The organism is Streptomyces sp. LBL (assembly GCF_029893585.1).
GTDB lineage: Bacteria > Actinomycetota > Actinomycetes > Streptomycetales > Streptomycetaceae > Streptomyces.
In genome coordinates, this window is the sequence record NZ_JARXYX010000003.1 from 210,906 (window position 1) to 230,007 (window position 19,102).

General features: G+C 70.9%; 17 protein-coding genes. 3 read left to right on the plus strand and 14 right to left on the minus strand.

The features are described from left to right. Window positions 1-16 precede the first annotated feature (16 nt). The 13 genes from M2271_RS05030 to M2271_RS05090 form a co-directional block, all read right to left on the minus strand. Window positions 17-955 (minus strand): UbiA family prenyltransferase, encoded by a 939-nt coding sequence (locus M2271_RS05030; protein ID WP_280885871.1) that lies wholly within the window; start codon window positions 953-955, stop codon window positions 17-19. Then, window positions 952-3,639, minus strand: coding sequence for a PEP/pyruvate-binding domain-containing protein (locus M2271_RS05035; RefSeq protein WP_280885872.1), 2,688 nt, complete (start codon window positions 3,637-3,639; stop codon window positions 952-954). The genes M2271_RS05030 and M2271_RS05035 overlap by 4 nt, the downstream gene beginning before the upstream one ends. A 94-nt stretch (window positions 3,640-3,733) precedes the next feature. Continuing rightward, complete coding sequence (locus M2271_RS05040) at window positions 3,734-4,414, minus strand: isoprenylcysteine carboxylmethyltransferase family protein (protein ID WP_280885873.1); 681 nt, start codon at window positions 4,412-4,414, stop codon at window positions 3,734-3,736. After that, window positions 4,411-5,289, minus strand: a complete 879-nt coding sequence (locus M2271_RS05045; protein ID WP_280885874.1) for an AfsA-related hotdog domain-containing protein — start codon at window positions 5,287-5,289, stop codon at window positions 4,411-4,413. The genes M2271_RS05040 and M2271_RS05045 overlap by 4 nt, the downstream gene beginning before the upstream one ends. A gap of 19 nt (window positions 5,290-5,308) precedes the next feature. Continuing rightward, entirely contained in the window at window positions 5,309-6,310 is a 1,002-nt protein-coding gene (locus tag M2271_RS05050; RefSeq protein ID WP_280885875.1) for a beta-ketoacyl-ACP synthase 3, read from the minus strand. A 162-nt stretch (window positions 6,311-6,472) separates the two neighbouring features. Then, a complete protein-coding gene (locus M2271_RS05055) occupies window positions 6,473-7,309 on the minus strand; it encodes an ABC transporter permease (protein ID WP_280885876.1) in 837 nt (278 codons plus the stop codon). Then, window positions 7,275-8,087 (minus strand): ABC transporter permease, encoded by an 813-nt coding sequence (locus M2271_RS05060; RefSeq protein ID WP_280885877.1) that lies wholly within the window; start codon window positions 8,085-8,087, stop codon window positions 7,275-7,277. Before M2271_RS05060 ends, M2271_RS05055 begins: the two co-directional genes overlap by 35 nt. Next, on the minus strand, window positions 8,084-9,052 hold the full coding sequence (locus M2271_RS05065) for an ABC transporter ATP-binding protein (protein WP_280885878.1): 969 nt from the start codon (window positions 9,050-9,052) through the stop codon (window positions 8,084-8,086). Before M2271_RS05065 ends, M2271_RS05060 begins: the two co-directional genes overlap by 4 nt. Continuing rightward, window positions 9,049-10,128, minus strand: a complete 1,080-nt coding sequence (locus tag M2271_RS05070; RefSeq protein WP_280885879.1) for a hypothetical protein — start codon at window positions 10,126-10,128, stop codon at window positions 9,049-9,051. The genes M2271_RS05065 and M2271_RS05070 overlap by 4 nt, the downstream gene beginning before the upstream one ends. A gap of 108 nt (window positions 10,129-10,236) precedes the next feature. Continuing rightward, window positions 10,237-11,274: a PfkB family carbohydrate kinase gene (locus tag M2271_RS05075; protein WP_280885880.1), complete on the minus strand. Its 1,038-nt coding sequence runs from the start codon at window positions 11,272-11,274 to the stop codon at window positions 10,237-10,239. Then, the gene (hemW, locus tag M2271_RS05080) at window positions 11,271-12,578 is read right to left on the minus strand and encodes a radical SAM family heme chaperone HemW (protein ID WP_280885881.1); all 1,308 of its coding nucleotides are present in this window, start codon (window positions 12,576-12,578) and stop codon (window positions 11,271-11,273) included. Before hemW ends, M2271_RS05075 begins: the two co-directional genes overlap by 4 nt. Window positions 12,579-12,588: 10 nt before the next feature. Next, window positions 12,589-13,650 (minus strand): beta-ribofuranosylaminobenzene 5'-phosphate synthase family protein, encoded by a 1,062-nt coding sequence (locus tag M2271_RS05085; RefSeq protein ID WP_280885882.1) that lies wholly within the window; start codon window positions 13,648-13,650, stop codon window positions 12,589-12,591. After that, window positions 13,631-14,938, minus strand: coding sequence for a TrpB-like pyridoxal phosphate-dependent enzyme (locus M2271_RS05090; RefSeq protein ID WP_280885883.1), 1,308 nt, complete (start codon window positions 14,936-14,938; stop codon window positions 13,631-13,633). Before M2271_RS05090 ends, M2271_RS05085 begins: the two co-directional genes overlap by 20 nt. 487 nt (window positions 14,939-15,425) lie before the next feature. Between M2271_RS05090 and M2271_RS05095 the strand changes: the two genes are divergently transcribed. From M2271_RS05095 to M2271_RS05105, 3 genes are all read left to right on the plus strand, one after another. After that, complete coding sequence (locus tag M2271_RS05095) at window positions 15,426-16,268, plus strand: TauD/TfdA family dioxygenase (RefSeq protein WP_280885884.1); 843 nt, start codon at window positions 15,426-15,428, stop codon at window positions 16,266-16,268. Beyond that, window positions 16,265-16,921, plus strand: coding sequence for a hypothetical protein (locus M2271_RS05100; protein ID WP_280885885.1), 657 nt, complete (start codon window positions 16,265-16,267; stop codon window positions 16,919-16,921). The genes M2271_RS05095 and M2271_RS05100 overlap by 4 nt, the downstream gene beginning before the upstream one ends. Window positions 16,922-17,160: 239 nt before the next feature. Further along, the gene (locus tag M2271_RS05105; protein ID WP_280885886.1) at window positions 17,161-18,036 is read left to right on the plus strand and encodes a LysR family transcriptional regulator; all 876 of its coding nucleotides are present in this window, start codon (window positions 17,161-17,163) and stop codon (window positions 18,034-18,036) included. 35 nt (window positions 18,037-18,071) lie between these two features. On the opposite strand, the gene M2271_RS05110 is transcribed toward M2271_RS05105, so the two are convergent. Then, entirely contained in the window at window positions 18,072-18,899 is an 828-nt protein-coding gene (locus M2271_RS05110; protein ID WP_280885887.1) for a methyltransferase domain-containing protein, read from the minus strand. Window positions 18,900-19,102: the final 203 nt, after the last annotated feature.

The window sequence follows — 19,102 nt, forward strand, 5'->3', positions numbered from 1 at the left end:
CATCCGGTCCGCCCGGTCACAGAACCCGGCCGGACGACGCCCAATGGACGACGGGTACCGCGAGGAACAGCACATAGCCCAGCAGCGCCGGTCCGGCCGGCGCGTACCGCACCGTGCGCCGGCCGCGCCAGCGCAGCCACCCCCAGACCGCGCAGGCCAGCGGGACGGTGCACGCGGCGACCCACCCCGCATCCCACTCCAGCCAGACGGCGGCCGCCACCGCCCGCACCACACACGCCGCGACCAGCAGGCCCGCTGCCAGGACCAGGCTTCCCGAAGCGCCGACAGCGGTGGAGTAGAGCTTCTCCCCCGGCAGGGCGAACTCAGGGCGCACCGTCTTGCGCGCGACCTCCCAGGACGAATACGCAAGCACGAACGTCAGCACAGCGCAGAGCAGCGCGGGCCAGGACACCCGGGCCGCCCCGGCGGCGTACGCGAGCGTGACCGCGTAGACGACCACCCCGGTCTTCAGCTGGATGGTGACCGCGATGTTCCGGTGCACGCTGTCGCGGAACCATGCCGACGTCTGCTCCAGGCGAAGCAGGAGCAGGCTGTATGCCATGATCAGGGCGGCCGTCACCGTCGTCGCTCCGCCCGCCGCAGCGGCCAGGACAAAGGACGCCCCCGCCGCTCCCCCGAGGTACCAGACGACCTGTCGAGGGCCGACCACGCCGGTGACGAGCGGGCGCGAGGGGTGGAACACGCGGTCATAGTCGAGGTCCTTCACCTCGTCGACGACTCGCATGAAGAACAGTACGCACACCATCCCCAGCAGTCCCGCTGCGACAGCTGGGGCGGAGCCCGCCGCGATGGGCTGTGTCGGCGGACCGGAGCGGTCCGCCGGCACGAGGGTGCAGAACACCGCGGCCGGCAGTAGCAGCACGTACACGCTGTACAGGCCGAGCGGGAACCGCGACACGAAGAACCGCCCGAAGAGCAGCAGTTCGTGTCTCACGCCGCGTCCCGGATGACCGTGACGCGGCCCGTCGCGCCGTCGATCTCCAGCAGGCTGCCGTCCGCGATGTCCATCGCACCCGGCACCCCCACGATCGTCGGGATGCCGAACTTGCGGCCGGTGATGGCCGTGTGCGACAGCATGGAGCCGCGCTCCACGACAATCCCGCGGGACGCAAGCATCAGATACAGCCAACCCGGGTCCGTCTCCCGGGCGATCAGGATGCTGTCCGGTTCCAGCGCGGCGTCCAGCGACGGGTTCAGGACCACCCGGGCCCGGCCGCGGACCCGGCCGGGGCACGAACCGAGCCCCTTCAGCACAGTGCCGGCGTCGTTGTCGGGAGCGTCCACAGGCGGTGCGTGGTGCGGAACGGCAAGTGCCACCACGTCGGCGGTGGCGAACTCGCGGAGCGGCTCCAGCCGCGTCGCCCGCTCCAGATCCCGCCGACGCACCTCGACCAGGCCGGCCAGGTCGTACGTCGAACCGGAGCCGTCCACGAAACCGAACAGCTCGTCCAGGTCGAGCAGGAACACGTCCTGCGGGTCCGCGAGGACGCCGCGGTGGTGCAGCTGGGTACCGAGGGCGAGGATCACCTGCTTGCTGTAGCCGAACAGTTCGCTGCGCAGGTACCGGCCGGCCTCTCGGTGGTAGAGGTGTGCCCGCAGCCGTGCGAAGAGCAGCCGCAGCAGGGCGCGCGCCGCCGGGCGGTTCGGCATCCTGCGCCGCAGCTCCGCCTCGCCCTCCGCCCGGTTGCGCCGCTCGGCGCCCTCCAGCTCCGCAACGGTCATGCCCGACGCGACGTACTGCCGCACCAGTTCGACCAGGTGCCAGGGAGTGTCCCGGAGGTTGGGGCGCTCCAGCTTCAACTCCTCGATGCCCCGGTCACCGTAGCGGCGCAGATGAGCGCGGAACGCGTCGGTGAACGCCACCGGGAACCGCCCCGCGTCCAGCTCCGCCCAGACCTCCCTGGCCTCGCCGGTGGTGAACCGTACCGACAGCTCTGGATCCTGGCGCACCCTTTCAGCCAGCCGTACTGCTTCCAGGGCTATCTCCGCGCCCTTCAGCTGGCGTCCGCCGCAGAGCAGTTGGCTGAAGAGCGTCGCGTACTCCCGGACCCCGTTGCGCTGCAGGATCTGCTCGATCAGTTTGTGGCACACCACCATGAACTGGTAGTTGACCAGCGTCACCCCCCACAGGTCGCCCGCGCGCCGCCACACCTCACGGAAGTCGGCGACGAGGACGAGCGGGTGCTGGTCGGCAGAGGCGGCGCCACGCCGTTCGCGCAGGAGCCGGTGCCAGTCCCGTTCGAATGCAGCGAAGTCCGGTACCAGAGTCGCATGGTTGCGGGCCGCGCGGCCCCAGCTGCGGGCCAGCCGAGCATGGTGCCGGAGACGCCCCAGGGGTGTCGCGGGCGGTGGCGCGGGCTCGGCGTACGCGGTGTCCAGCTCGGCCACCAGCCGCTCCCAGTCCCGGCGCAGCCCCTCGAAGAGCGGCAGGACGGCGAGCATCGTCGTGAATGAGGTGATGCTGTGGTAGATCCGTCCGTCCACATAGCCGAGCAGCCGGCCCGTCGTCTCCCGCAGACCGTGCAGTTCGCGCTCGCTCACCCCGCATCTGCGCAGGTAGTCATGGTTGAGCAGGCCGTAGAAGCGGCGGGCCACCGAGTACGTCATCGGTGTGGTGGTTCCCGGGAAGCTCTCGGCCACGTTGGCGTTGCTCCACACTCGGTGCCGCCCCGGTTCGAGGACGACCGGCCGGGACTGCACCACGTGCACCCGGCCGTCGGGGGTGAGCGTGGCCTCGATGTCCTGCGGAGCGCCGAAGAGCTCCTCGATACGCCGCCCGAGTCCGGCCAGCTCCACGGCTTCGGCGTCGCTGAGCACCGGCACGTGTCGCAGCGCTTCGGATACGTCCGCTTCCCGGACGCCGTGTCCCTGCCCGGTGTCGAGAGTGAGCATCGTCGTCTTGTCGACCACGACGCGTTCCACGGCCCCAGCGCGATCGACGAAGAAGTGGTCGGTGGCCGTCTTCTCCTGTACGACGCCCTCGCCGATGCCCCAGCCGGCACTGATCACGGTCCGGCGCTCATAGGTCGCGGGGTCGCAGGTGAACAGGACCAGCGATCGTTCGCCCAGGACCATCTGCTGCACGCCGACGGCGACGGCGAGGCCCTGTGCGCTCAGGCCCAGCCGGTGCCGGTACAGCAAGCCCTCGGGCGAGAAGGCCGACGACCAGCAGCGCACCACTGCGGCTGGGATGCCGTCCCGGGGCACGTAGAGGAAGCTGTCGCTCATTCCGGCGAAGGGGTGCGTGCCCGAGTCCTCAGCGTGCTCGAGTCGTTCCGCCAGCACCGAGGAGCGGACTGCGACAAGTTCGTCCTTCGGAAGTTGTCGGTCCACGGCCGCGGTCAGCGCCTGGTGCAGTGAGGCGTCAAGGGGTGTCTCCTCGACCAGCCGGCGGACGTCGGCGCTGACGCGGCAGACGTCCTGCCAGTCGTCGTGGTCGACCTCGCGCAACAGCTCGGCGACCCGGTCGGCGACGGGCGCGACGGCCCGGCGGAACGCCCGGCCGGTGAGACAGAACAGGGGCGGCACCGTGACCCCGGCGCCGTACAACGTCTTCAACCGGGCGAACTTCCAGCCCACGTGCTCGGGTGCCATCGGGTCGTCGAGCGTCTCGATCATTCGCCGCCACCTCGTCGTCCGTGCCTCAACGTGCGTGTCCTGGTCGTACGTGTCCTGGTCGCCGTCGGCTTCGCGGCCGGTCCATCCGCCACGTTCACCACACGAAGGGCACGAGACGCTTGCGGTCCCGGGCGAACTCGCGGTATCCGGCGACTCCGGCGAGCGCCGTCTCCTCGGTGCGGATGCGGTACACGACGGCCGGCAGGAAGGCGCCGAGCAGCAGCGCCACGCTGACCGGGTTGAGGAAGAACGTCACCAGTCCGACATGGGCGAGGAGCATTCCGGTGTACGCCGGGTGCCGAAGCAGGCGGTACGGGCCGATGTCGGTGATCCGGTGATCGTGGACGGTGCGGACGCGGTGCGAGTAGAACCGGCCCAGGGCGCGGATCGAGAGCAGCCGGAGGGCGGCACCCGCAGTCAGCAGTCCGACCGGCACGAGCATCCAGGGCTGCCAGGGGCCGTGCGGCAGGGGCCCGTACAGGGCGGCGACGAGGGTGCTCAACCGGGCTGCGCCATAGAGCTGTTCGCTGCCGCGGTCTTGGTCGGAGGCGGGTTCGCCCGCAGTGCGCAGGCTGATGCGGGTCTCCAGGGCGACCCAGATCAGATAGAGGGTGATCAAGGTGGCGGCCGGGCCACGCACGTCCGCCGGGGCGGAGTGCAGGACGCGCGCCAGGGCGCCCGCGAGGGCCAGCGTGCCGGCCACCAGCAGGACGGCCGGAAACCGCCCGGTGCGGTTCGGTCCGTTTCGGGTCCCGGCACCACCCGCCGGGCTCATCGTGCGGCCCCCAGCGGTCCGGGCCCCGTGGCCGCGGGCCGGTTCCGGGTAGCCTCGCGCAGCCTGCGGTAGGCAGCGGCCGGCACGGTCCGTCCCGTGCAGGTCACTGTTCCCCTGCGCCCCTCACCGGCGAGGAGTTCGCACACCACGGTGTGGTCACGACCGGCCCGCCGGGGGCGGCAGCGGAGCACGGGCGGCCCGATCCAGGCCGGGCCCGGCGGCAGGTCGACGTCCAGCCGACACAGGATGAACTGATGGTCCAGTGGTACGCCGTGGACGGCATGAAGGATCATGGTGGACGCCTGCCGGCTCGCCTCGACCAACAGGGTGAGGGGGTGCATGGCGGTGGTCCCGGCGCTCGGCGCCGGCTCCAACACCGGGGTGACAAGGGTCTCCGGGCCGGTCCGGCGCAGCGGGCCGACAAGGATCTGGGTGACCGCCCGCTTGTGCACGAGGGCAGGCTCGGCGTGCGGGGGCCGCCCGCCGCCTGGCGACGCGGTCGGCAGCGGGACGTGCACGGCACCCGGCGTGCAGGCCAGACCGCCCAGGGAGACATCCGTACCGTCCTGGACGACACGGATGGCCACCGGGTGGTCCGGGTCCGCGGCGGCGCCCAGCCGTAGTTGGACGGGGCGGTCCTTCTCGCAGAAGCGGTCGAACTGCATCCACAGGCGCGTCACCTCCGGCCGGTCCGCGAGCGGCCCGTCGAACGCTCGCGCGGCGCGCACCGCGCCATCCAGCAGCAGCATCGCCGGTACGTGGTCGAGAGGGTGGTCGAAGAAGAACGGGTCGCCCTCGTCGACGTCGAGTTCCGCGCCGTGTCCCGGGCTCCGTTGCAGGTCGCGCGCCGAAGGCTCCTGCGTGCTTAACGTCATTGGGTCTCCGAAAGTCTGGTCATGGAGCGACGACAACCTGCGCCGAGTAGCTGAGGCCCGAGCCGAAGCCGGCGGTCAGGACGAGTGACCCGGGCCGGACGCGGCCGGCGGCGGTGAGAGTGTCGAGGGCGAGCGGAATCGAGGCGCCGGAGACATTGCCCTCCTCCCGGACTGTGCGCGCCACCTCAACCGAAGGGGGCAGCCTCAGCGCCTTCACCGCCGCGTCCACGATCCGCACATTGGCCTGGTGCGGCACGAACGTCCCGATGTCCTGCACCGTCACCCCGGACGCGGCCAGGGCCTGTGTGCACACCTCGGCGACAGCCCCGATGGCCCAGCGGAACACCTCCGGTCCGGCCATCTCCAGGAACGGCCAGCGCACCAGCGGGTCGTTGCGCACCTCGGTGAAGGAGCGGCTCTGTTGGATGGCACCCAGGTGCTCGGTGTCGGTCCCCCACACCACGGGCCCGATACCCGGCTCGTCAGCGGGTCCGACCACCGCGGCGCCCGCGCCGTCGCCGAAGATGAAAGCCGTCGAGCGGTCGCGGGGGTCGACGATGTCACTCATCCGCTCTGCCCCCACCACCAGTACGTGCTCCGACTGCCCGCAGGCCACCAGGTCCCGGGCGACCGCCAGGCTGTGCGAGAACCCGGCGCAGGCTGCGCCGAGGTCGAAGGCTGCGGCACCGCGCGCGCCCAGTTCGGCGACGCAGGCCGCCGCCGCGGGCGGCGCCTGGTGCAGGTAGGACATGGTGCAGAGGATGACGCAGGAGACGTCGGAGGGCGTCAGACCGGCGGCGCTCAGCGCCTTTTCCGCGGCTCGCGCCCCCATCACCGGTATGGTCTCGTCGTCTTCGGCGAAATGTCGGGTCCTGATTCCGGAGCGCTTCTCGATCCATTCCGGGTCGGAATCGATGAGTTCGCAGATTTTCTCATTGCCGACCACGTTCCCCGGGCGGTACGAGCCCACTCCCAGGATCCGCGAGAACCGGCTGGACGAGGATCGAATTCTTCGTGTCATCGATTTCAACCGTCCCATCGCGGGCCGTCACCTACGGGCCGTCACATCCAGCTTCCCATTCATCAAAAGGGCTGCGATCCAAAAATGTCAATGAATGAAAGGCCAGGACGTTTGCCCCATTGATTCGACCGCGGCGGAATTCCATTATGGGTGTGGGATCCGTCAGCCACCGTCCGCGTGGCCGTGTCTGCGGGTTCTCGCCGACCACAGGCGGACCAGACCCGCGACGGCCGCCAGCCACAGCGCCCCCACGCCTAGTTCGGCGAGGAGCTGCCCGGCGACGGGTTCGCCGTCCAGCGAGCGGTGCAGCGCTTCGATGCCGTGGGTGAGCGGCAGCAGCCCAGCCACCGTGCCGGTCCACCCGGGCAGCGCCGGCGCCGGCACCGCTCCGCTGAGCACCAGGATGAGATAGAGCGCGGCGTTGCCGTACAGCAGCTCGGAGCGGCCCAGCAGCGCCAGCGCGCCGACGGCGGCGCCCGCGCACAGGCTGGTGAGCGCCATGACCGTGTACACCCCTGTGCAGGCAAGCAACTGTGCCACCGTCGCCGGACCGGTCAGGACGAGACCGGCCAGGATGACCGTGACGAGGGAGAGCAGCAGGCCCTCGGCGGCGTACGGCAGACACCGGGCGAGCAGCACCCGCGGCACGGGCACGCGTCCGACGAGCAGCGGAGCGAGGGTGCGTTCGTCCCGGTCCAGGGGCTGGACCCCGCTCGCCCCGACCACGGTGGACAGGCACATGACGAAGGCGGAGACCCCGGTGAACGCGGTCTCCCGCGCGGCTGTGACGTCCAGGTCGGCGGCGGGTTGGAGTCCCACGAGGAGTGTGTAGAACACCGCCTGGAGAACGGCCCTGGGAATCTTGGACAGCAGCAGTACCTGCGGAGTCTCCTCGGCCAGGTACAGCCGCCAGGAGAAGCGCAGCAGTTCGCGGGTGACACGGAGCGGGCCTGGGTCGGAGGTCTCAGGTGAATTCGAGGGTGCCGCGGCGCCTGGCACGGTCCACCACCTTCCGGAACAGAACAGACCCGGTCAGGAAGTGGACGGCGGCCAGCACGGCCATGGCGGCGAGCGACGTGCCCGCAGGTCGGCCGAGCAGGACGTCCACCATGTACTCCTTCGCCCAGCGCAGTGGCACGAGCCAGGCGATCCAGCGCAGCCCAGGGGGGATCAGTCCGCCCGGGACGATGGTGCCGCCGAGGATGTAGACCGGGTAGAGCAGGGCGTTACCGAGGTGCACGCCGTGCCGGGTCAGCACGAACACGCAGCTGAGCAACATGCCCGTGGCGACCGCGGAGACGACCGCCATCACCAGGCCGACCAGCAGCGGAAGGGGAGGCGGCAGCCGCAGGCGCAATCCGAACAGCAGGGAGGCGGCGGTTCCGACGGCCGCGAGCGCGCCGCAGGTGAAGAGCACCGCCCCGGCGCACTTGCCCACCAGGACCAGCCGGGGGTCGCGGACGCCGACGACGCTGCGGGTCATGGTGCCCTGGACGAGGTCACGACGGATGATGCCACCGGCCATCCACACCAGCCCGCCCCACAGGCAGGTGACCAGCACGGACACGAGGACCCGGGCGGCTGTGTCACGGTCGCCGGGGTCGCGGGGCAGGGTGATCAGGAGCAGGGCCGCCGGCTGGACCCCCGCGAGGATCACCACGGCCGGGCTACGCAGGGTCAGGACCGCCTGGATGCGGGCGGACGCCCACAACACCGCCAGGTGTGTGCGCAGCGCTCCGAGACCGGTCGGCGGGACGCCGGGTGTGAAGGCCCTCATCGGCGCGGGCTCTCGTACAGGCGCCGGAAGGAGTCCTCCAGCCGGGCCGGTGTGACGTCGAAGCCAGTCACCTCGCAGCCATCGAGCAGGGCCCCGATGCCGCCCAGCGCGCCCGTGCCCCACTCCTCGATCTCGATCACGATCGTCCAGGTGTCCGCGCCCGGTTCCTCCCCCGCGCTGCCCGCTGCGCCCTCGCCGCGGACCCGGATGCCGTGGCCGGCGCGGGGCACGGGCCGAGGGCCGTGCCCGGTGACCGTGATGACGGCGGCGAAACCGGCCCGCCGAGTGAAGTCGGCCAGCAGCAGGTCCTCCACGACCCGGCCGCCGTGCAGCGCGACGACACGCTCGGCCAGTTCCTCGACATCCAGCAGGTGATGGCTGGTCAGCAGGATGGTGACGCCCTGGTCCCGGAGCGCGGAGATCTCCGCGCGCAGCCGGGCCGCCTCCACCGGGTCGAGCCCGATGGTGGGTTCGTCGAGCAGCATGAGGCGAGGCCGAGTGGCGAAGCCGACGGCGAGGTGGAGTCGCTGGCGCATGCCGCGCGAGTAGGTCTCGACGGCGCGGCCGGCAGCGTCCGCGAGGCCCGCGCGCTCCAGCGACCGGTCGACCAGCTGCCGCAGGCCGCGCGGCGAGGCGCCGTCCAGCAGGGCGAAGAAGCGGAGGTTGTCGCGGGCGGAGAGCCGGTGGTAGAAGCCCCGTTCGCCGCCGAAGACGACGGATTGGTGGCGACGGACCTCCTGCGGCCGTTCGGTGACGTCCACGCCGAAGATCCGCGCGGTGCCGCGGCTGGGCAGCAGCAGGGTGGCGAGGATCTTGGTCAGGGTCGTCTTGCCGGCACCGTTCTCCCCGAGCAGGGCCACGATCTCGCCCTCGGCGACGGTGAGGTTCACCCCGTCCAGGGCGGTGATCCGGCGGCCGGAGGAGACGAAGTCACGGCCAAGATCGACGACTTCGACGGCCGTCACAGCGCGTCCTGCGGCAACTCGACGACGCCCAGCTCCGCGAGGGCGGCCACCGCACCGGCCAGTTCTCCCTCGGAGACATCGGCGTCGAGGGCGCGGGTGAACTCCGCATGCACATCGGCCGCTTTGGCACCCGTGCACAGGCTCCAGAGGTATGCCATGGGTTCGGTGAGGTCGTAGGCCGTGTTCGGTCCGGCCAGCACGAAGCCGTCGGTGAAGCGGAGCAGGCTGTGGTACGGGCTCTGCGTCGGGCCGATGCCGGGTTCCCCGGGCAGCCGGAGCTCGGCGATGTCCCCGGTACCGTTCCAGCCGCGGGTGGTGGCCAGGCCGACCAGGGCGACGGCGAGCGTGAGCCGGCGCCGGACGACGGCCTCCGCGTGTCCGGTGAGGCCGTCAAGCGGCACTGGCTCGTGCAGCAGTTCCCAGATGGTCGGCAGGTTCGGGCCGAGCAGCCGGGACCGGGCGACGCGGCGCAGCAGGAACTTCGGCCCGATGTACAGGTCTCGTTCGGCGGAGAGCAGCGCGTCCAGGCCGGCCTCGACCGCGCCGCGGGCGGCGAGCAGCGCCGTGTACGGGTCGCCGATCGCAAGGGCCCCCGCGGCGTCCTCGGCCAGGCTGGCGACCACGAAGGCGTTGCGGTAGATCATGACCTGGGCGACCACGTCGCGGTCGGGTCCGGCCGGGGCGTCCTCGCCGGTGCGTCCCACGGGGAGCCGGCCGGCCACCGCGTAGCGGACGATCCTTGTCATCTCCGCGCGGTCGAGGTCTCCCTGGGAGCGGTCGGTCCGGGTGATGGCGTACCGCGCCATCGACGCGGTCCGCGCCTCCCAGACGGCGATCGGCACGGTGGTGAGGTCGAGGCGGCGGCCGTTGGCGACATGCTGACGGGCCTCCTGCGCGGTGTCGTGCACAGCGACGATGTCGAGGTCGGACTCGGCGTGGCCGAGACCGACGGAGAGACTGCCGACGACGAAGGCGCCCCGGCATCCGTCCGGGTAGGTCCGGGCGATGAGGTCGACTGCCTCAGCGGTGTCCTCGGGCGTGAAGTAGTTGTCGTCGATGGCGAGCTGCGTACTCAATCCTCGTCACCTCGTCGTCCGTCTGCATCGGTCCTTCGGAGGGATGCCGAATCGGCGTGGCGGAACCTTGACGGGCATCAACGTGTGCCCGCCACGCCGAAAGCGGTGTCACGTTGCGGCGCGAACGGTTACAGCGGCTTGCTGCCGTTGCACGTGCCGGCCTTCTTGATGTCGAACTCCATGGTTCTGCACCCCCTTCCTCTCCATCGGACGGCACCGGAGGGTTTCTTCCGGTGAGTTCTGGGCGGCGGGGACCGCCGCGGCTTCGGACAGATGGCGGCCGGCCTCGTCGGCTCCGGCCTGCGCGCATCGTCCGGGTGCGGCTCCTGCCAGGGCGGCGGCGAGGAAGCCCGCGTGGTAGGCGTCCCCCGCCCCCGCGGTGGGCAGTCCCGACGGCACGTCCGGGGCCTGCGTGTGCGCGGCCTCAGGCATCCCGGGGCCCGCGGTCCAGCTGCCGTGCTCGCCGCAGGTCACGGAGACCAGCCGGGGAGGCCCGGAAGCCCGCCGGGACAATCGCTCGCAGGCCTCCCGGCCGGTCCTCGTGCCGGTCTCCTCAAGAGCCCACTGCTCTGCCGCGACCAGTACGTCGGCCTGGTCCAGCAGCGTGGAGACCCCGGAGGAGACGTCACCGCGGCCCGCGTTGAGCGAGACGGTGGTGCCGCGTTCCCGGGCCAGGGCGCACAGTTCGGCGGCGACCGGCAGGAAGCGGCCGTTCACGTGGACCGCGTCCGCGTGCTCGACGAGCCGGGGCAACAGCGGGCGCAGCGCCGTCTCGGCCGCCCACTCCAGCGGTGCGGGCAGGTGCCACAGCAGCGTCCGGCTCGGCGGCGACTCCAGGACCAGGCAGGAGGGGCTGGATCCGGGCACCGTCACCACGTGCTCCCGGCCGACCCCACGGACGTCCAGCTGGTCGAGCAGGAAGCGGCCGATCCAGTCGTCGCCCACCACGCCCGCCACCGCGGTGTCGGCGCCGAGCCGCTGCAGCGCGGCCAGCGTGTTGGTGGTGGCGCCGCCCAGCCGGAGGTCCATCGCCGCGACGCTGGGGTCGTGCTCCTGAACGAGCGGGACCGGGCAGACCACCCGGACGTCCGCCATCACCAGGCCGAGACCCACGACCCGGGGCCGACGGCCCGGTGCGGCGGTCACCGGTCCACTTCCACGATGGGCAGACCGCGCCGGGACAGGCCCAGGGACTGACGGTCGTCCGGTGCCGTGTAGAAGAGCTTGCCGATGTTGTTCACCTTGCGGATGCCCTCGGCGCTGAGCCGCAGCAACCGGCCGTCGCGGACCACAAGACCGTTCTCGGTGAGCGCGGTCAGCTCCGGCCCGAAGACGGTGTCGACGTCCACGCCGTACTGGCGACGGAAGCGGTCGGTGTCGAAGGGGTTCATCCGCAGGCCGAACATCATGGTGCGGCGCATCTGCGCGGGCAGGTCGAGGACGGAGCCGGCCGTGGTGGCGGCGCCGGTGGTGCGGGCCTGCTCGATGTAGTCGCCGATCGAGTAGGCGTTGATGGTGTGGCGGCCCTCGACGTAGGTCACCGCGCTCGGGCCGACCCCGACCCATTCGCCGTCCTCCCACTGGAGTTCGGTGTACCGGCAGCGGGGTGTGGTGCGGCGGACGAAGTCGAACACGTTGTAGTGTTCGTAGCCGCTCTCCTCGAAGATCTCCCGGGCGGCCTCGAACATCTCCTGTTCGACGTCCTCACCCGGGATCTCCAGTTCGCCCTTCTGGAGCCGGGACCAGAGCACGGTCTGCTCGCGGATCCACAGCGGGTAGAAGCTGATGTGCGCGGGGTCGCAGGCGAGCGCGTCGCGCACGGAGCGGCGGACGTCCTCGACGTTCTGGCCGGGCAGCCGGTAGATCAGATCGAGGTTGATGTTGTCGAAGCCCGCCTCGTGGGCCAGCCGCAGCGCCTCCCGGGCCTCGGCGGCGGTGTGGTCGCGTCCGATCTCCTTGAGCACGGCGTCGTTGAAGGACTGCACTCCGATGCTGAGCCGGTTGCCACCGGCGGCGTGGAACAGCCGAAGCTTCTCGCGACTGAGCGAGGCGGGGCTCCACTCCATGCTGAATTCGCAGTCGTCGGTCAGCTCGAACGACGAGGTGATGACGGTCAGCAGCCGGTCGAGCTGGGGGGTGGCCAGCAGAGAGGGCGTGCCGCCTCCGATGAAGATCACGTTCAGTGGGCGTCCGGCCACCTGGCCGCGCTCCCGCACGGTGCGGATCTCGTTCTCCAGGGCGTCGAGGAAGACGTCCATCTCGTCGTGCAGGTCCTCCCCGACCTTCACTTTGTACTTGCAGAAGTGACAGCGGTGGGCGCAGTAGGGGATGTGGGCGTACAGCCCCATCGTGGGTCGCGCCCAGGCGGTCTCGGGGTCCATCGCGGTGATACGGGCGGGATACCAGCGCACGTAGTCGCGCTCGATCTCCTCCAGCTCCGACTGGTCCATGGGGTCGCCCTCACTCCTCGGGAAGTACGGTGGCCGCGGGGCCGCCGAAGGTCGTGGTGGTCAGTGAGACCAGCGGCAGTCCGGCCCGGTCCGCTGCGGCGCGGATCCGTCCTGCCAGTTCCCCGTCGTCGTGCCGGGTCCGGTCGTAGACGGCGTACACCAGCGGCCCGGTCGAGCTGAGGCCGGCGCCGGCGGCGCCTTCGGCGCGCATCAGGTCGACCAGTGGCCGCCATCGGCGCAGCTCCGCCCGCTGCCAGTGAGACCGCTTCCACCCGATGTCCTGGAGCCGGGTGAGGCCGTCACCGAAGGCGGCCAGGTCGCCCTCCTCCAGGGCGGGCAGCAGCCCCATGAGGACGGTGTGCGCGACCGCCTCGACGGCGGGCAGCGGCACCGGGGTGTGCGCGGTCATGAAGTCCCGTTCGGCCGCCCCCTCCAGACCCTGGACGCCCTCCGGCAGGGCCAGGACCACACCCCAGTGGGCGGGCGGGGTCGTGGCGTACAGCAGCGGGGGGGCCGGGAGGCCCTCGGCGAAGCGGCTCGGCGCGAACGCCTCCTTGTCGCGGGTGCGGTGGCCGCCGTCCACGAGGAAGCCGCCGTGGGTGAAGGCGTGCACGCCGATGCCGGAGGTGCCGCCGCGTCCGGACAGTGCCACCAGTTCCTTGTCGCCCAGGTCCAGGCCCTCCAACTCGGCCAGGCCGCGCAGCGCGGCGAGCCGGAGCTGGGTGCCCGAGCCGAGGCCGCTGTGGGCCGGGACCGTGGAGCGCAGCCGGACCCGGTCCGGGGCCGGGACACCGAGGGCTGCGGCGGCGTGCCGCACCGCCGCAGCGGCTCGCTCGTTTCCGGCCCCGGCGGCCTCTTCCTGGTGCAGCGGTCCGCCGCGGGCCAGGACGAGGCGCAGTCCCGGGTCGGCCACCGCGAAGCCGACACTGCCGTCGCGGCGGCCGGCCGACCCGTTCATGTCGATGAGCGTGACATGCACCCGGGACGACGTCCGGACCTCGACCGCGTCGGGGACGGACGCCGGCCGGGGGCGGGGCAGGAGTGAGGCCGGGTCAGCCGAGGTCGAGGACATCCGCGTACCCCTGAAGGTCCAGGTAGCCGTGGCCGCTGAGGCAGATGACGATGGTGCGCGGCTTGCCGCCCTGCTTGGCCTCGTCGATGGCGGCGAGGATGGCGTGGGAGCTCTCCGGCGCGGGCAGCACGCCCTCGGTGCGCAGGAACAGCTGACCGGCCTCGAAGACCTTCTGCTGGTCGAAGGAGCGCGGGGTGATCAGGCCGTGCTTGACGAGGCTGGAGAGGATCGGGGTCTTGCCGTGGTAGCGCAGACCGCCGGAGTGAATGGGCGGCGGCACGAAGTCGCTGCCCAGGGTGTACATCGGGATGCGCGGGGTCTGCCGCTCGTAGTCGGCCCAGTCGTAGCGGAACTCGCCGGTGGTGAGCGTGGGCACCGAGGCGGGTTCCGCGGCGATGCACAGCGGCCGGTCCTCGCCCGTGACGAACGGGGCGACGAAGCCGGTGAAGTTGCTGCCGCCGCCGACGCATCCGACCAGGACGTCGGCGCCGACGCCGGCCTGCGCGAGCTGTGCCTGGGTCTCCAGGCCGATGACGGTTTGGTGCATGGCCGCGTAGTACGACATGCAGCCGAGTGCCAGCCGGTGCGAGGGGTCGTTGCGGACCAGCTCGATGGCCTCCGCCATGCCGATGCCGAGGCTGCCAGGGCTGTCCGCGTCCTTGTCCAGCACGCCGCGGCCAGTCCTGGTGGTGCGGCTCGGCGAGGAGATGACCTCGGCGCCCAGCATCCGCATGAGGTTGCGTCGGTAGGGCTTCTCGTCGAAGCTCTTCCGGACCATGAACACCTTCAGCTTGATACCGAAGGCGGCGCAGGCAAGTGCGAGGGCGGTGCCCCACTGGCCGGCGCCGGTATCCGTGACCAGTGTCTCGACACCGTCCTGGGCAGCGTAGTACGCCTGCGCCAGCGCGGTGTTGAACTTGTGGCTGCCTCCGGGGTTGAGGTCCTCACGCTTGTAGAAGATCTGATGCGGGGTGTCGAGGTACTCCTCCAGGCCCTGGGCCCGGACCAGGGTCGAGGGTCGGTAGCGCCGGTAGGTGCGCAGGACCGGATCGGGCACCTCGATCCACGGGTCCGTCGCGTACCGGCCCTGCAGAAACTCGATCTTCAGGCACTCGGTGGGCCAGAGCCAGTCGTAGTCCTCGGTGAGCGCGGGCCGGTCCTCCGTGGAATGCAGAGGCGGGTCGATGTCGTACGGCAGGTCGACGACGAGGTTGTACCAGCGCTGGGGCACCTCGTCCTCGGACAGGACGAATCGGTTGGCTGCGGAACGCTCCTCGGCGATGGTCACCGCTCACTCCTAGGAAGGTCGGTTGTCGGATCTGGTGGGTGAGGGCCACCGCGAAGCGGCCACTGCACGCACCGGGCCGGTCCACCGTCCGCTCGCAGGTTGCGCTGGTTGCGGAACCGGTGCGCGGAACAGTGCGGGGACCGTCACCGAGAGCCCCTCACGCGGCGCCCTCGGGAGGACGTGGAGTCCATCGGACCAGGGAACCCTGAGAGGACGCGGCGTCGGCGCGTTCGTGCCGAGCCAGCGTGTCAGGTCGCCCCACCCCCCTCAAGAGGACCAATGTCCTATCCATGCATCCCTGAAATCCGGCGGAGTCCGCGGTGTAATGTCCTTGGCTCGCAACTGGCCGAGGGGCCGTACACCGCCTCGTGCACCGCATACGCACACGTCTTCCGCACTGCCTCACCGGCCTGCGGTCACGGTGCTCATGGACCGGTCCCCACCGTAGCGACGACAGCGACACCAGGCGGCAAGGAGAGCCCTGCGGATGCTCACGTACAAACCCCTGAACGCTTCGTTCGGCGCTGAGGTGTTCGGCGTCGCACTCGACACCGCGGAGGCCGGGGCACACGCGGAGGAACTCGTGCGGGCCCTGCACAGGCACCGGCTCCTGCTCTTCTCCGGCCAGCGGCTCACCGTCGAGGCCCAGCTACGGGTCACCTCGTACTTCGGCCGGCCGACGCTCCCCTGGGACCCGACGCACGGGCATGCCGACAGCCCCTACGCCGAGGTTTTCGAGTCTTCGCCGCCCCGCGCTTACAAGCGGCCCGCCGAACACTGGCACAGCGACGCCTCATTCCTGTCGGAGCCCACCGACGCCACACTGCTGTACGGGGTGGTAGCGCCCGCGGAGGGCGGCCGCACCCAGTTCAACGACGCCCGCGGCCCTCTCGCCGAACTGCCGCGGAGGCTCAGGGAGCGTGTCACCGGACTGCGCGCCGTGCACGACTTCGGCCGGAACTTCTCGACGCTGCGGCAGGCCTCGTCGCGGGTGTCGCAGGCGGAGGCGACCGCCGAGCGCGCGGCCTTCCCGCCGGTGACGCACCCGCTGGTGCGCCCGCACCCGGTCACCGGCGAGCCGGCCCTGTACCTCAACGAGATGTGCCTGGACCGTATCGAGGGCCTGCCCGGGGCCGAGAGCCGGAACCTGATCGAGGAGTTGTACGCGCACACCCTGCGGCCGCGGTGGCAGTACGCACACGCCTGGTGCCCGGGTGACCTGCTGGTCTGGGACAACCCCTCGCTTCTCCACCGCGGCGAGAACGTTCCGACCGGGATGCGCCGTCTGGTCCACCGGACGACCGCCCGGTACCGCGGACGAGCCCTGTGATCCCGGAGTGGCGGCTGCCGGTCCGGCCTCACGGACTGCCCGGCACACTCATCGCTTTCGACGGCGTCGACGGCAGCGGCAAGACCACCACCACCCGGACGACCCGGGCCTTTCTGCGGTCGCGCGGCCACACCGTCCGCGGCTTCAAACTGCCCTCCCGTGAGCTGAAGGCGAGCCGCTGGTTCAAGGAGTACAGCGCCGATCCGTTCGGCGCCGTGCGGACCGGCGAGGTCGACCCACTCGCCATGTGCTGCGCCGTACTCGGGGACCGTCTGATGACCGTGCGGGCGCGCATCCTGCCCGCGCTGCGGGCGGGCCGAGTCGTCGTGGTCGACCGCTATCTCTTCACGCCGCTGGGCGAGTTGCTCGTGCACCGAGTGCCGGCCGGGACGCGCGCCGTGGTGGAACCGCTGATCGGCTGTTTCCCCGCGCCTGACCTCTCGGTGTTCACGACCGTGCCGGCGGGCGTGGCCAGCGCCCGGGTGCGCAGCCGGGCCGCCGAGCGCGACGACCCGCTGGCACTCGACGTGTACGAGCACCGGGTGGCGGCCTTCCGCCGACTGGCGCTGAGCAACAACGGCCTGCTCCTGGACACCGCGCTGGGGCAGCGCCGCACCTTCGAGGAACTTGTACCGCACCTGCCGAAGTCCTGAGGTACGCAGTCCAGATCCGTACTCCCGGGATCCGCCCGGGACCGCGCAGCCCAGGATCTGCTCCCTGTCTCCCCCCACGTCCGCCGGCCGTACTCATGGAGCCTGCCCTGATGTCCTCCCCCCGATTACCCGGATCCGATCCGACACCCCGCACGCGACCGCGCCCGCACGTCAAGACCCCTACGGATCCGCAGGTCCCGGCGGCCCGGTCGGAGACGGAACCGCTCAACCCGGGTCTGTTGCGTACCTTCCTGGAGGTCTACCGGACGGGCTCCTTCGGCCGAGCGTCCCGTCGGCTGCACATCTCCCAGCCCGCCGTGACCCATCAGATCCGGATGCTGGAGGAGCGGTTCGGGACACGGCTGTTCATCCGTCAGGCCACCGGGTCCAGGCCCACCTCGGCCGCCGACTCGCTCGCCCGGGACGCCGAAGGCCCGGTCGATGCCCTCGACTTCGTGGTACGGCGCTACTCGGCCGACGGCGTCCCGGCCCGCCCGCTGCGGTTGGGCGCCCCGAGCGACCTGATGAGCGACCGGATCCTGCCGGTGCTGGCCGACATGCTCCGCGATCCGGCGCGTCTGCGCATCACTTCGGAGCTGTCCGACACACTGCTCGCTCAGCTGGCGGAGGGCGAACTCGACATCGTCGTCGCACGGACGCGCCCCCGCACCAAGGGCATCAGCGCGCTGCCCCTCCACGACGAGGAGTGCTGCCTGGTCGCCTCGCCCGAGGTCGCACGCGCGATCCCGCAGGGCCGGGCTCCGGGCGACACCTCTCTGCCGGGCAGCCAACGGCTGGTGACCTGCTCGGAGTATCTGCCGCTTGTCGACCACTACTGGTGGTCGGTCTTCCACACCGCGGTGGCTGCGACGCCCGCGGTGGTCCCCGACCACCGGGCCGTGCTGGCCGCGGTGGATGCCTCGGTCGGCATCGCCGTGCTGCCCACGTACCTGTGTGCCGAGGGCGTCGCCCGAGGCACGCTGGTGCCCCTGCTCAGACCCGAGATACCGCCGATCACGACGACGTACCTCGCCACCCGTGACGGCACCGCAACGCGTCCGCAGGTGGCCGCCGCGCACAGCCGGCTCCTCAAGCACGGCCGCGGCTGGACCTGAGCGGGGACTTCAGAAAGCGGGAGCGGCGGGGTGGTTCAGGGGCGCCGGGCGACGATCAGTCCGTAGCCGATCTGCGGAAGCTCACCGAAACGTTCGATGATGTCGGCCGCCCGGTTGAGTTCCTCACTCAGCGCGCCGTCGCTCGGTTTGTCCACCCGGCGGATGAGCTCCGCCGCGATGGTGTGACTGCGGCGTACGTTCTCGCCGATGTCCAGTGTCTCCAAAACTTCGAGACCAGCCTTGCGCATATGGGCGAGATATTCGTCGACATTCCCGATCGGCGGAATCTGGAACAGCTTCCGGTTGTCTGCGACTATCTCGGCCTCACGAGCATCGAGTTCACCCTGCTGATATGGATTGGCCGTCACCAGAACGCCGCCTGGACGTAACACGCGCGCCGCTTCGGCGATGGCGGTGGCCCGGTCGGACATGTGCAGGAAACTTTCGATCGCATACGCATTGTCGAAGTGCGCGGCAGGAAAGGGCAGGGCCATGCCGTCGGCCTGCCGGAAGGACACCTGGCAGGGCCCGGTCCCGACCTCCGGCCGGGCGGAGGCGATCTCCGCCTGCTGAGCGCTGACGGTGACGCCCGTGACGTGCACGCCCCAGGTGTGCGCGATCCGGGTGGCGGGCTTGCCGCTGCCGCAGCCGATGTCCAGGACCCGGTCGCCCGGTGAGAGCGCGAGCCGGGTGCCGACCATGTCGGTCAGCGCGTCGGTGGCCTGCTCGACGGTGGCGTCGTCCTCGTCGTCCCGCCAGTAGCCCAGATGAATGTTTCCCCCCATCACTTCGGAGAGGAGGCCGGTCGACTGGTCGTACATCGTTCCCACGTCCGCCGCGGTGGGTGCGTATTGCTCGGTCAATTCGAGACACCTCTCCCGTTCGACTGCCGGCGCGTCCACTCCACCTCCGGCCGGACAGGAAACTACAAACCGTCAAGCTCATTTGTCAACGCGACTTCCGCCGCCAGTGCAGCCCTCCACTTCCATTGTTCCGGCTGCTTTCCGCAAGCTCATAGCGCTGCTTATCGGCCCCATGTGGCAAGTTATTGGACAGCGCACGAGGG

Bases quoted from the DNA above. Each gene is read 5' to 3' on its own strand.
- M2271_RS05035 (WP_280885872.1), bottom strand. From the start codon at position 3,639: ATGATCGAGACGCTCGACGACCCGATGGCACCCGAGCACGTGGGCTGG.
- M2271_RS05040 (WP_280885873.1), bottom strand. From the start codon at position 4,414: ATGAGCCCGGCGGGTGGTGCCGGGACCCGAAACGGACCGAACCGCACC.
- M2271_RS05045 (WP_280885874.1), bottom strand. From the start codon at position 5,289: ATGACGTTAAGCACGCAGGAGCCTTCGGCGCGCGACCTGCAACGGAGC.
- M2271_RS05050 (WP_280885875.1), bottom strand. From the start codon at position 6,310: ATGACACGAAGAATTCGATCCTCGTCCAGCCGGTTCTCGCGGATCCTG.
- M2271_RS05060 (WP_280885877.1), bottom strand. From the start codon at position 8,087: ATGAGGGCCTTCACACCCGGCGTCCCGCCGACCGGTCTCGGAGCGCTG.
- hemW (WP_280885881.1), bottom strand. From the start codon at position 12,578: ATGGACCAGTCGGAGCTGGAGGAGATCGAGCGCGACTACGTGCGCTGG.
- M2271_RS05085 (WP_280885882.1), bottom strand. From the start codon at position 13,650: ATGTCCTCGACCTCGGCTGACCCGGCCTCACTCCTGCCCCGCCCCCGG.
- M2271_RS05095 (WP_280885884.1), top strand. From the start codon at position 15,426: ATGCTCACGTACAAACCCCTGAACGCTTCGTTCGGCGCTGAGGTGTTC.